We start from the raw sequence: 13,089 nt of genomic DNA, 5'->3' as shown, positions 1-13,089 counted from the left end.
CGGTCTTCTCTCGGTCTCGATGGGGGTAGCGACTACCAGCGGTAGTGCGCGAAGGCCTTGTTGGACTCGGCCATCTTGTGGGTGTCCTCGCGCTTCTTCACAGCGGCACCAAGGCCGTTGGAGGCGTCGAGAAGCTCGTTGAGCAGACGCTCGGTCATGGTCTTCTCGCGACGGGCGCGGGAGTAACCGACGAGCCAGCGCAGCGCGAGCGTGTTGGCACGACCGGGCTTGACCTCGATCGGAACCTGGTACGTCGCACCACCGACACGGCGGGACTTGACCTCGAGGGTCGGCTTGATGTTCTCCAGCGCGCGCTTCAGCGTGATGATCGGGTCGTTGCCCGTCTTCTCACGCAGACCCTCCATGGCGCCGTAGACGATGCGCTCGGCGGTGGAGCGCTTGCCGTTCAGCAGCACCTTGTTGATGAGGGAGGTCACCAGAGGGGAACCGTAGACCGGGTCGATGATGACCGGGCGCTTCGGGGCGGGGCCCTTACGAGGCATTTCTACTTCTCCTTCTTGGCGCCGTAGCGGCTGCGGGCCTGCTTGCGGTTCTTGACACCCTGGGTGTCGAGCGAGCCACGGATGATCTTGTAGCGAACACCCGGCAGGTCCTTCACACGGCCGCCGCGCACGAGCACGATGGAGTGCTCCTGCAGGTTGTGTCCCTCACCCGGAATGTAAGCGGTGACCTCGATCCCGCTGGTCAGACGCACACGCGCGACCTTACGCAGGGCCGAGTTCGGCTTCTTCGGGGTGGTCGTGAACACACGCGTGCAGACGCCGCGACGCTGGGGCGAACCCTCGAGTGCGGGCGTCTTGTTCTTCTCGACCTTGTCCTGCCGGCCCTTCCGGACCAGCTGCTGGATCGTAGGCACTACTTCTCCGGTTTCTGTGTGCCGAATGGTGAAGCTAACCTGGAACATCTCCGACCCACGCGGTCGGGTGTGTCGAATGCTGCAGACTCCCGCCGCGAGGCGAAAAGGGCGCAGATTACGGTGGCCGGTTACGGCTCGCCTTGCGGTTTGAAGGCACGCACGCGAGCCAGGGCACACCCCAGGCACAAGGTCTGAGCGTACCTACCTCAAGGACTTCGGTCAAAACAAATGCTGTCCAGGGCGACACGCCGGACTTCTTGCCACGTCAGCGCGGTGCTGCCGCAGGTCGGACGCGAGTCGGGGACGGGCGGTCGTGGGGCGGTGACGGGGCGGTCGCGGAGCCGTTGCGGGGCGGCACCGGGGGTGGTCGCGGACCGGCTTTAGCGCATTCCCTGGGCGCTCGTCCCCAAAAGTTTCCGATCCCCGACGGTACCGCGCAATCTCTGTCCATCGCCGCATGCCCTTCAGTACCTTGATCGGTCGGCTGCGGCGATCGGGGGGACCATGACGGCAGCACACGCACCGGACTCATCCGGGGCATCCGGGTCATCGGGCTCGTCGGACTTATCCGGTTCGTGGGATTCGTCGGGCTTACCCGGCGACGGGGGGCTCGACGACCGGGTGCCGTTCCTGGCCCGGCTGGAGAGCGAGGACCGCTCGGCGCTGCTCGATCTCGGGCACGAGCTCTCGTACGCGCCCCGGACGGTGCTCCTGCACCAGAGTGAGCCGTCCTCGCACGTCCTGTTCGTCACGCACGGCTGGACGAAGGTGACCGCGGCCGCCTCCAACGGCTACGAGGCGCTGCTCGCGCTGCGCGGCCCCGGCGACATCATCGGGGAGTCCGCGGCGCTCACCGGGCGCCCTAGGTCGGCCACCGTGACGGCCCTGGAGCCGGTCCGTACGGTCGCGGTCGAGCGCGGCCGGTTCACCGAGTTCCTCGCCCGCTCCCCCGCCGTCTCCTTCGCCCTCCTCGGCCTCGCCTCCGATCGCACCCGGGCGGCCGATCGGCGCCGCCTGGAATTCGCCTCCCTCAGCGTGCGGGAGCGCTTCGCGATCCTGCTGCTGGACCTCGCCCGCACCCATGGGCGGCGCACCGACCAGGGCATCGAACTCTCCGTACCCCTGAGCAAACAGGAACTCGCCGGGTCGGTGGGGGCCTCCCGCGAGATGGTCCAACGCCTGCTGAAGGACCTGCGGGAACGGGGGGTCGTGATGACGGGGCGCCGGGCGCTGGTGATCGTGCGGCCGGATGTGCTGCGGCGGATCGCGCGGGGGTGACGTGGGTTCGGTGGGGGTGGTGGCTTTGGCGGGGCCGGGACCGGTGGATCGCTGCCGGCCGGTGGGGGTCGGTCGCGCAGTTCCCCGCGCCCCCAAAAGCCTCGAGGCGTCCGGCGTTCGAGGTCGGAGGCCGTACGTCACCCACCCCACCCCTCACCTCCAGGCCCACCCGCCGGTCGAGCACGAAGCCGAAGGTCGCCCCCTCCCACCCCGGCCCGCGTTTTCAGCCCGTCCGGCGTGTGAGGACGAGGCCGTACAGGCCGATGCGGGGGTCCAGGGGCACAGCGCCCCTGGCGGGGTCGAAGGGGCGGAGCCCCTGGGGATGGGACGGGTAGGGGCGGCGGGGGCGAGGGACCGGGCGTTCTGTGTACGCCGTCACACTCCGACTGCGTCATCCGCCCTCACGCCACCACAACCCCGCCCGCCACTCTTCTGCCACTGCCGCACCACCTGCGAAAGGCGACCATGACCGACCCCGTGAGCCGCACGATCCTGTTGCTCGACATCGAGAAGTACAGCGACCGGGACGACATCGAGCAGGCGTACCTGCGGCGCATGCTGTACGACGTCGCCGACCGCACCCTGGAGCGCGCCGGCATCGACGAACGCCTGCGTCTGCGCGCCGACCGGGGCGACTCCGTGATGGAGCTGATCGACGCCAACGCCTCCGTCACCGCACTGCTGCGCGCCCTGCTCACCGAAGTCCCCACCCAGCTGCACGCGGTCAACCGGATGGCGTCCAGCTCGGCGCAGATCCGGCTGCGCGGCGTCGTCGCCACGGGCTACGTCGCCGTGGACGAGCACGACGGCTGGGTCGGCTCCGACCTCAACCACGCCTGCCGCCTGCTCGACGCCCAGCTGCTGCGCACGGCCCTGCGGGAGCGGAGGGACGACTTCGCCCTGTGCGTCTCGGAGAGCGTGCACACGGGGATCGTGCGGCACGGTCACGCGGGCATCCCCGCCGAGGACTTCCACCCGGTGACCGTGGACAGCAAGAACGGCCCGCTGCGCGCCTGGCTGCACGGCCCGGTTCCGGGGGCCGGCGACGACCACAGTGAGAAGGGGGGAACCTCGGTGCCGGGCGCCAGCTCGGGGAGCGTCCGGCACCGAGGCGGGACCAGCCTGGGGCCCAGGCGCCCGGGTCCCAGGCCCCCGAGGCCCGCGCGGCCCGGCCCTCCGCCCCTCCCGCGGGCGCCGTCTTCCACTTCGACGGAGGCGCCCCCACCTTCGGCGGCAGCCTCGTCGGCGGCGACCAGCACGGCGTGTCGGGCGGCCAGGTCACCGGAGACGTCCACCTCGGCGGGTCCGGGGGTGAGTCGGCGTGACGGTGCCTGCACCCACGGCGCCGGGCCCCGACGACGTACCCCCGAAGGACGTACACCCGGCCCCCGAACCGGACATCCGGCGCCAGGACGCAGAGGGGGAGGGAGAGGGGGAACAGGAACGGACGCAGGAGGCGCGCGCGGCACAGCGCGAGCTCTTCGCGCACACCCCGGGGTTCATCCTCGGCTCGGCCGCGTCCTTCGGCGGGAGTCTGGTCGGCGGCGCCCAGCACGGCGTGTCCGGCGGCGAGGTCGCCGGTGACGTGTTCATGGGCGGCAAGACGGAGATCCACCACCACGGCTCGGCGGCTTCGGCGACGTACGCCTCCGGAGAGATCCCGCGGCGCCACCTCGAAGACCTGGACGCCGTCTTCGTCGAGAGCCCCGCCTTCGCCGCCGCCCTGGACCGGCTCCGCGAAGAACGCGTCCTCGTCCTCGCCGGCGCCCACGCCACCGGCCGCCACGCCGCCGCGCTGATGCTCCTGCACCGGCTGGGCGTGCCCGCCGTGCACGCCCTCTCGCCGGAGACGAGCCCGGCGACCCTGAGCGCCCCGCTCACCGCGCCCGGCGGGCACGTCCTGCGCGATCTGCCGCTGAGCCGCAACCGGCCGCTGCGCGACATCCATCTCCACGCGGCCCGCGACCAGCTCAAGAAGGTCGACGGGTATCTGGTGGTGACGGTCGAGAACTCGCCCTTCCTGCTGGGCGCCACCGCCTCCGTCTGGCAGCCGCCGGAGGCGTCGGCCGTCGTCCGCGCGTATGTGAGCAGGCACCGCGCGCGGGACACGGACGGCCTTCTCGCCCTCGCCCCGGTGCGGGACTTCCTCGCTCGGGGGCACCATCAGCCCGCCGAGGCGGCCGAGTTCGCGAAGGAGGTGGCGGGTTACGACGGCGGCGAGGCGGCCGCGGCCCGGCTCGCGGAGTTCGGGCAGGCGGCCGTGGAGCAGCAGTGCCGGGAGTGGCTGAGCGACCCCGAGTCCACGCTGCGCGACAAGGCCTTCCTCATCTCGCTCGCCGTCTTCGACCGGGCGCCGTACGTCCTCGCCGCCGAGCTCGCGGACAAGCTGTTCGTGCACTTCCAGCGCTTGCAGCACCCCGAGGAGCCGCCGGAGATCCCGGTGTTCGGGCTCGCCGCCGAGACCCGGCTCGCGCGGGCCCGCGCCGAGGGGGAAGTGCGCGACGAGGCGACCGAATGGGGCCCGGTGCCGCAGTTCACCGCGTTCTTCCGGAAGGAGAACACCCCCCGCGCCCTGCTCACCGAGGTGTGGACGGGACATCCCTCGGCCCGGCCCGCGCTGATCGCCTGGCTGCGAGAACTGGCCCGCGACGGGCGTCCCGTCGTACGGACCCGGGCCGCCGCGGCCACCGCCATGCTCGCGCTCGCCGACCTGCCCTCCGCGGTCGCGCTGCTGATCGACGGCTGGGCGGTGTCCAAGACGTTCGGCCCCCGTGTCACCGCCGCGAACACCCTCACACTCGCCCAGCTCCTCGACGCGCCCGTCGTCCTGCGCCTGCTCACCCAGTGGTGCACGGACGCCCACCCGGCCCGCCGCTGGACCGCGATCCGCGCCTTCGGACTGCTCGCGCCGTTGCGCCCGGACCTGGTGGCCCCGGCCCTGAGCGCCCTGGCGACCCTGGCCCGTGCCGACAACAGCAGCCCGGCCGAGGCGGCCAACCTGATCGAGTCCACGGCCCTGCTGCTCTCGGTGGGCCTCAGGCGCGGCGAGATGCTCTCCGAGCTGGTGCGGCTGCTCCACCACGACACCCCCGCGGTCCGCGCGCTGGCACTGGGCGCCTTCGTACTGGCGTGCGACAACGCCGAGGAGGGCGCGCTCGTCGAGTGGTACGCCGGCGACGGCATGTACCAGGCGGACTCGGCCCGCGACCTCGCCACCCTCTGGCGCACCGCCCTCGGCGACCGCGCCCACACTCGGGGCGCCCTGAACGCCCTGCACACCTGGGTGTACGTGGCCGAGCGCCGCCCGGACGCGGCCCAGGCCCTGGAGCTGCTGCTGCCCGCACTGGTCGTCACGGCGGACGACCACAAACGCCTCAGCCACGAACTGCGGACCCTGCGCGGCCGGGACGGCGACCCGCGCCCGCCCCTCGCCGACCGCCTGCTCGCCGCACTGCGTCCCCCCGTCCCGACAGCCTGACACAGAGTTACGAGGAGTTGACCCATGGCGGAATTCCGCCGCCCGCCGGAGTGGCAGCAACAGGCCGACCGGCACACCATGCTGATCGACCCGGTGCTCACCGTGCGGCCGATCTCCCGTTTCGACTACACGGCCCGGCGGCCGGTCTCCGCGATCGACCACGCGCTGGTGTTCGCCACCGCGGGCGGCGGCTACGACGCGTACATGCCCCCGCACCGGCCCAGCCGCACAGACGCCGCGACCCGCCGCTACACTTCGGTCTACGAGGTCGACATGGGCAGCCATCCGGTCCAGCTGGAACTCGAACTGCCCAGCGACGACGACGCGTTCTCGTTCGGCGCCACCGCCGATCTGACCTGGCGCGTCTCGGACCCGATCGCGTACGTGGCCGGCGGCGAACGCGACGTGCCCACGCGGCTCGCCCGTGAACTCCACCAGCTGGCGCGACCGGTCAGCCGGCGGTTCTCCATCGAGGACAGCCGGGACGCCGAGGCCGAGGTCCAGTACGCGGTCGGGAGCGGCGTCTTCGCCGACGGCATCGGGCTCGCGGTCACGTGCGCGGTGCGGCTGCGCCTGGACGACGACGCGATCGCGCACAGACGGCGCAAACGGGCGCTGCGCTACGAGGCCGACATGCTCGACCCCGAGCACGAGTACCGGCTGCGCCAGGCCCAGCAGGTGCACGAGCTGGAGGTGCTGCGCCAGTACCAGTCCCAGGAATTGATGGCCCAGAAGATCGCCTTTTACCAGCACCACCTGCAGCACGGGGGCGTCGCCCAGTGGGCCTTCCACCTCGCCGCGCACCCCGAGGACACCCGGATGGTCATCAACGCCCTCCAGAAGGACCAGCTCTCCGTGATCGAGAGCCAGCTGGAGCTGATCGCCGGAGACACCCTGGAGGACTACCAGAAGGCCGAGTCGGCCCGCTCCACCCTGCGCGTCGTCAAGGAACTCAACAGCCGCCAGGAGGCCCCGCCACAGCCCCCGGTTCCCGGCCGACCGGCGTCGCCGCCCGGGGGCGTACCGCAGCAGCCGTACGACCCCTCACGGCCGTACGACCCCTCGCAGCCGCAGCCGTACAACCCCTCACCGCCGTACGGGGCCGCCGCACAGCCCCATGGCGGCGCTCCGGCCCCCGGAGGCGTACCGGGCGCCCCCTACGCCCCGCCGGGGCCGCCCGTGTCCCACCAGCCGTACGTCCCGCCCGCGCCCGGAAGCGTGCCGCCTGGGCCGTACCAGGCCGAGCACCCGGCCGCGCCCGCCGCCGGGAACCCGTACGACCAGGCGCCGCCGCCTCCGGCCGTGGCTCCCACGCCCGTCATTCCGCCCGCGCCGTCCGCCTGTCCGCCCTCGCCTCCGGCACCGGAGTCCTCCGAGACGAGCCCGGAGTGACCACCACCGCTCCCGGCACCGGAACCGCCGAACGGCTGCTGGAGGAGCTGCGGGGCGAGATCGCCCGGGCCGACAGCAAGGCGTCCGTGCTCGTGGCGGCGCTCGGGATGACGGCGGGGGTGTTCAGCGGGCTGCTGGCCGGGCGGAACTGGTCACCGAGCTCGCTCTCCGCACCCGGTACGGCCGTCTGGTGGACCGGCGCCCTGGCCCTCGCTTTCGCCCTGTTCGCGCTGCTGCTCGCGGTGCTCCCCCGGTACCGCGCCAGTTCATGGGTCCCGGGCCGGCCCCTCTGTTTCTTCGGCGACATCCAACAAGCCGTACGCGAAGGTCAGTTGGCGACCGCTCTCGCCGACACCGACCGCGATCCCGCCGCCGGTCTCACCGCGGCGCTCACCGAGACCAGCCGCATCGCCGCTCGCAAGCACCAGTGGATCCGCACCGGCCTGATCGCCTTCTGCGCGGGCACGGTGCTGCTTCCCGCCGGGCTGCTCATCGGCTGACGTCCCCATCCTGAAGGGCCCCATCTTGTCCTATCCACCAGACCCGGCCGCCCCGGAGCCCGGCCCCGTCTACCCGGACCCCCCGTACCCGGGCACGCCCGCGCCCCCGTACCCCGGATCCGCCGCTCCCGCGCCCCCCTATCCCGGGTCCGCCGCTTCCCCGCCCTCGTACCCCGGATCCGCCGCTCCCCCGCCCCCGTACCCCGGATCCGCCGCTCCCCCGCCCCCGTACCCCGGATCCGCCGCTCCCCCGCCCCCGTACCCCGGATCCGCCGCTTCCCCGCCCCCGTACCCCGGATCCGCCGCTCCGCCCCCGTACCCGGAGACCCCCGCGCCCCCGTCCTATCCGGGCGGCGCACCCCAGTACCCCGGAGCCGGGGCCGCGTACCCCGGAGCCGGGGCCGCGTACCCCGGGGCCGGGGCCGCACCCTCGTACCCCGCGGCGCCGCCCGCCCACCCGGGGGTCACGCCCACGTACCCGAGCGGCCCGCAGCCCACCGCCACCGCACCGCCGTACCTCCCACCGCGGACGCCCCCGGCCGCCCCCGCACCCGCGGCACCGCCGGAGGCCCCCGCACCCGACGACCTCGACTACCGTCACGCGGGCTCCCGCATCCACGTGGCCGCGCACCAGCGCGGTGCCGACGCCACCGCGATCGGGCAGCTGGCGGTCCAGGTGCCGGGCTTCCTCGTGAGCCTCGCCGTGGTCGCCTCGTTCGCCGTGGGAATCCTCGGCACGGCCATGGGCTGGCTGGTCATCCTCGCCTGGCTGACTTCCGGGGCGCTCGTCTTCCACCGGCCCACCGAGCTGGCCTTCGCCCGGCACGTGATGAAGCTCAGAGCGCCGCTCGCCGAGGAGCGGGCCCGTCTGGAGCCGATCTGGCGCGAGGTCACCGCCCGGGCGGGCATCGAGGCACACACGTACGAGCTGATGGTGGAGAACAGCACGGACCTGAACGCCGTGGCGGCCGCCGGCCATGTCGTCGGCGTCACGACGTACGCGCTGAACGAGATCCCCAGCAGCAACCTCGCCGCCGTACTCGCCCATGAACTCGGCCACCACACCGGCGGCCACGCCTGGACGGGCCTGCTCGGCCACTGGTACTCGCTGCCCGGCCGGATCGCCTGGGCCTTCATGCGGGGCATCGCCAGGATCGCGATCCGGGTCGCGAGCGTCTTCTCGCTCGCCGCGACCGGGATGGTCTACCTCTTCATCGGGATATTCGTGATCGGCGGGTTCGTCGCCGCCTGGTACATCACCGTGCCGCTCGTCGCCGCCCCCTATCTGCTCGCCTACGTGGGTCGCCAGGGCGAGCTGCGTGCCGACCGGCAGGCGGCGGACCTCGGCTTCGCGCCCCACCTGGCGCAGGTCCTCTACCACTTCCAGGCCCAGGAGGACGCCGTGAAGGCGCAGGCCGCGGCGCAGGGCAGGCAGCTCAAGGAACCGGGCGGCCTGGCCAAGCTGCTGACCACCCACCCGGACAACTACACCCGGCTCCAGGCCCTGGAGCCCTACCTCCGGCTCGGCCGCTGACCACGGACGACCGGCACCGGACAACGCCGAAGGGCGGCCACCCCGTACGAAACGGAGTGGCCGCCCTTCAGTACTTCAGACGTACGCCTTACTGGTTGTACGGACCGTAGTCGTAGTCCTCCAGCGGGACGGCCTGGCCGGAGCCGGTGCCGAACGGCGAGTAGTCGATGTCGTCGTAGCCGACGGCCGAGTACATCGCGGCCTTGGCCTCCTCGGTCGGCTCGACCCGGATGTTGCGGTAACGGGACAGACCCGTACCGGCCGGGATGAGCTTACCGATGATGACGTTCTCCTTGAGGCCGATCAGGGAGTCGGACTTGGCGTTGATCGCCGCGTCCGTCAGAACCCTGGTCGTCTCCTGGAAGGACGCCGCCGACAGCCACGACTCGGTCGCCAGCGAGGCCTTGGTGATACCCATCAGCTGCGGACGGCCGGAGGCCGGGTGGCCGCCTTCCTGGACCACACGACGGTTCTCGGTCTCGAACTTCGAGCGCTCGACCAGCTCGCCGGGCAGCAGCTCCGCGTCGCCCGACTCGATGATCGTCACACGGCGCAGCATCTGCCGGATGATGATCTCGATGTGCTTGTCGTGGATCGACACACCCTGCGAGTTGTAGACCTTCTGGACCTCGCCGACCAGGTGGACCTGGACGGCACGCTGACCCAGGATGCGCAGCACGTCGTGCGGGTTGGTGGCACCCACGGTGAGCTTCTGGCCCACCTCGACGTGCTCGCCCTCGGAGACCAGGAGCCGGGCGCGCTTCGAGATCGGGAACGCCGTCTCGTCGCTGCCGTCGTCCGGGGTGACCACGAGCTTCTTGGTCTTCTCGGTCTCCTCGATCCGCACGCGGCCGGAGGCCTCGGAGATCGGGGCGACACCCTTGGGCGTACGAGCCTCGAAGAGCTCGACGACACGGGGCAGACCCTGGGTGATGTCGTCACCGGCCACACCACCGGTGTGGAAGGTACGCATCGTCAGCTGGGTACCGGGCTCACCGATGGACTGGGCGGCGATGATGCCGACCGCCTCACCGATGTCGACCAGCTTGCCGGTGGCCAGCGAACGGCCGTAGCACATGGCGCAGGTGCCGACGGCGGACTCGCAGGTCAGGACCGAGCGGGTCTTGACCTCCTCGATGCCGTGCTTGACCAGCTCGTCGATGAGGACGTCGCCGAGGTCGGTGTTGGCCGGGGCCAGCACCCTGCCGTCGACGGTGATGTCCTCGGCCAGCGCACGTGCGTACACGCTGGTCTCGACGTTCTCCGCCTTGCGCAGGACACCGTCCGCGCCGCGCTCCGCGATGTGCAGCTTGAGGCCACGGTCGGTGCCGCAGTCCTCCTCGCGGATGATGACGTCCTGGGAGACGTCGACCAGACGACGGGTGAGGTAACCCGAGTCGGCGGTACGCAGAGCCGTGTCCGCCAGACCCTTACGAGCACCGTGCGTCGAGATGAAGTACTCCAGCACCGACAGGCCCTCACGGAAGGAGGCCTTGATCGGACGCGGGATCGTCTCGTTCTTGGCGTTCGACACCAGACCGCGCATACCGGCGATCTGACGCATCTGCATCATGTTTCCTCGGGCACCCGAGTCGACCATCATGAAGATGGGGTTCGTCTTCGGGAAGTTCGCGTTCATCGCCTCGGCGACCTCGTTGGTCGCCTTGGTCCAGATCGCGATGAGCTCCTGAGTGCGCTCTTCCTTGGTGATCAGACCGCGCTCGTACTGCTTCTGGACCTTCTCGTCCTGCGCCTCGTAGCCCTTGACGATCTCCTTCTTCGCCTCGGGAACGACGACGTCGGAGATGGCCACGGTGACGCCGGAACGGGTCGCCCAGTAGAAGCCCGCCGCCTTCAGGTTGTCGAGCGTCGCCGCCACGATGACCTTGGGGTAGCGCTCGGCCAGGTCGTTGACGATCTCGGAGAGCTGCTTCTTGCCCACCGAGTAGTCGACGAACGGGTAGTCCTCGGGCAGCAGCTCGTTGAAGAGCGCACGGCCCAGGGTCGTACGGAGGCGGAAGGTGTCACCCTGCTGCCACTCGGGCTCGCCCTCCTCCTGCGCCGGCGGGGTCCAGCCGCGGGGCGGGATGGTGCCCACCGGGAAGCGGATGTCGACGGCCGACTGGAGCGCGAGCTCCCCGGCGTCGAACGCCATCGTCGCCTCGGCCGTGGAGCCGAACGCGCGGCCCTCGCCCTTGACGTCGCGGAGTTCGCCGTCGGTGGTGAGGAAGAACAGACCGAGGACCATGTCCTGGGTCGGCATCGTCACCGGACGGCCGTCGGCGGGCTTGAGGATGTTGTTCGAGGACAGCATCAGGATGCGGGCCTCGGCCTGCGCCTCCGCGGAGAGCGGCAGGTGGACGGCCATCTGGTCACCGTCGAAGTCCGCGTTGAACGCGGTGCAGACGAGCGGGTGGATCTGGATGGCCTTGCCCTCGACCAGCTGCGGCTCGAAGGCCTGGATGCCGAGGCGGTGCAGCGTGGGCGCACGGTTCAGCAGAACCGGGTGCTCCGCGATGACCTCTTCCAGGACGTCGTACACGACCGTGCGGCCGCGCTCGACCATCCGCTTGGCGCTCTTGATGTTCTGCGCGTGGTTCAGGTCGACCAGGCGCTTCATCACGAACGGCTTGAAGAGCTCCAGCGCCATGGCCTTGGGCAGACCACACTGGTGCAGCTTCAGCTGCGGACCGACGACGATCACGGAACGCGCGGAGTAGTCCACACGCTTGCCGAGCAGGTTCTGACGGAATCGACCCTGCTTGCCCTTCAGCATGTCGCTGAGGGACTTCAGCGGACGGTTGCCGGGGCCCGTGACGGGGCGACCACGACGGCCGTTGTCGAAGAGCGCGTCGACGGCCTCCTGAAGCATGCGCTTCTCGTTGTTCACGATGATCTCGGGGGCACCGAGGTCAAGGAGTCGCTTCAGACGGTTGTTGCGGTTGATCACGCGGCGGTACAGGTCGTTCAGGTCGGAGGTCGCGAAGCGGCCACCGTCCAGCTGCACCATCGGACGCAGGTCCGGCGGGATGACCGGCACGCAGTCGAGCACCATGCCCTTGGGGCTGTTGCTGGTCTGCAGGAACGCGGAGACGACCTTGAGGCGCTTGAGCGCACGGGTCTTCTTCTGGCCCTTGCCGGTGCGGATGATCTCGCGGAGGCGCTCGGCCTCCTCGTCGAGGTCGAAGGACTCCAGGCGCTTCTGCAGCGCCGCGGCACCCATCGAACCGTCGAAGTACGTGCCGAAGCGGTCACGCAGCTCGCGGTAGAGGAGCTCGTCACCCTCAAGGTCCTGGACCTTCAGGTTCTTGAAGCGGGTCCACACCTCGTCGAGACGGTCGATCTCGCGCTGCGAACGGTCACGCAGCTGCTTCATCTCACGCTCGGCACCTTCGCGCACCTTGCGGCGCACGTCGGCCTTGGCACCCTCGGCCTCGAGCTCGGCCAGGTCGGTCTCGAGCTTCTTGGCGCGGGCCTCGAGGTCGGCGTCGCGACGGTTCTCGATCTGCTGACGCTCGACGGAGACGTGCGCCTCCAGCGAGGGCAGGTCGCGGGTGCGGCGCTCCTCGTCGACGAACGTGATCATGTACGCCGCGAAGTAGATGACCTTCTCGAGGTCCTTCGGGGCGAGGTCGAGCAGGTAGCCCAGACGCGACGGAACGCCCTTGAAGTACCAGATGTGGGTGACGGGAGCGGCCAGCTCGATGTGGCCCATCCGCTCACGACGCACCTTGGCGCGAGTGACCTCGACGCCGCAGCGCTCACAGATGATGCCCTTGAAGCGGACACGCTTGTACTTACCGCAGTAGCACTCCCAGTCCCGGGTCGGACCGAAGATCTTCTCGCAGAAGAGTCCGTCCTTTTCGGGCTTGAGGGTGCGGTAGTTGATGGTCTCGGGCTTCTTGACCTCGCCGTGGCTCCACTGACGGATGTCGTCAGCGGTGGCCAGACCGATCCGGAGCTCATCGAAGAAGTTGACGTCGAGCACTATGCGTCAATCCCTCTCAGGGTTGTAAGTCTTGGGGTCTGA

8 protein-coding genes are annotated in these 13,089 nt (G+C 70.7%); 5 read left to right on the top strand and 3 right to left on the bottom strand.

The window, feature by feature from the left end; genetic code table 11:
• Nucleotides 1–32: 32 nt before the first annotated feature.
• Both rpsG and rpsL read right to left on the bottom strand, forming a co-directional pair.
• A complete protein-coding gene (rpsG, locus tag AAFF41_RS28175; RefSeq protein WP_003992340.1) occupies nucleotides 33–503 on the bottom strand; it encodes a 30S ribosomal protein S7 in 471 nt (156 codons plus the stop codon).
• A 2-nt stretch (nucleotides 504–505) separates the two neighbouring features.
• Nucleotides 506–877 carry a 30S ribosomal protein S12 gene (gene rpsL, locus AAFF41_RS28170; protein WP_003948652.1) on the bottom strand — a complete coding sequence of 124 codons (372 nt, stop codon included), beginning with the start codon at nucleotides 875–877 and terminating at the stop codon, nucleotides 506–508.
• A gap of 621 nt (nucleotides 878–1,498) precedes the next feature.
• On the opposite strand from rpsL, the gene AAFF41_RS28165 reads away from it, so the two are divergent.
• From AAFF41_RS28165 to AAFF41_RS28140, 5 genes are all read left to right on the top strand, one after another.
• The gene (locus tag AAFF41_RS28165; protein ID WP_319750128.1) at nucleotides 1,499–2,155 is read left to right on the top strand and encodes a Crp/Fnr family transcriptional regulator; all 657 of its coding nucleotides are present in this window, start codon (nucleotides 1,499–1,501) and stop codon (nucleotides 2,153–2,155) included.
• A gap of 1,321 nt (nucleotides 2,156–3,476) precedes the next feature.
• Complete coding sequence (locus AAFF41_RS28155; protein ID WP_319750127.1) at nucleotides 3,477–5,633, top strand: hypothetical protein; 2,157 nt, start codon at nucleotides 3,477–3,479, stop codon at nucleotides 5,631–5,633.
• Nucleotides 5,634–5,657: 24 nt separating this feature from the next.
• On the top strand, nucleotides 5,658–7,025 hold the full coding sequence (locus tag AAFF41_RS28150) for a PE-PGRS family protein (RefSeq protein WP_343324807.1): 1,368 nt from the start codon (nucleotides 5,658–5,660) through the stop codon (nucleotides 7,023–7,025).
• Nucleotides 7,022–7,525: a Pycsar system effector family protein gene (locus tag AAFF41_RS28145; protein WP_319750124.1), complete on the top strand. Its 504-nt coding sequence runs from the start codon at nucleotides 7,022–7,024 to the stop codon at nucleotides 7,523–7,525. Before AAFF41_RS28150 ends, AAFF41_RS28145 begins: the two co-directional genes overlap by 4 nt.
• 25 nt (nucleotides 7,526–7,550) lie before the next feature.
• Nucleotides 7,551–9,059, top strand: a complete 1,509-nt coding sequence (locus AAFF41_RS28140; RefSeq protein ID WP_343324806.1) for a M48 family metalloprotease — start codon at nucleotides 7,551–7,553, stop codon at nucleotides 9,057–9,059.
• Between the two features lie 88 nt (nucleotides 9,060–9,147).
• Here AAFF41_RS28140 and AAFF41_RS28135 read toward each other — a convergent pair whose 3' ends face one another.
• Complete coding sequence (locus AAFF41_RS28135; protein ID WP_060901496.1) at nucleotides 9,148–13,047, bottom strand: DNA-directed RNA polymerase subunit beta'; 3,900 nt, start codon at nucleotides 13,045–13,047, stop codon at nucleotides 9,148–9,150.
• Nucleotides 13,048–13,089: the final 42 nt, after the last annotated feature.

Source organism: Streptomyces mirabilis (assembly GCF_039503195.1).
GTDB classification, from domain to species: Bacteria; Actinomycetota; Actinomycetes; order Streptomycetales; family Streptomycetaceae; genus Streptomyces; species Streptomyces mirabilis_D.
Note: the sequence above shows the minus strand (reverse complement) of the source record. Positions and strands in the feature narration are given on the sequence as shown.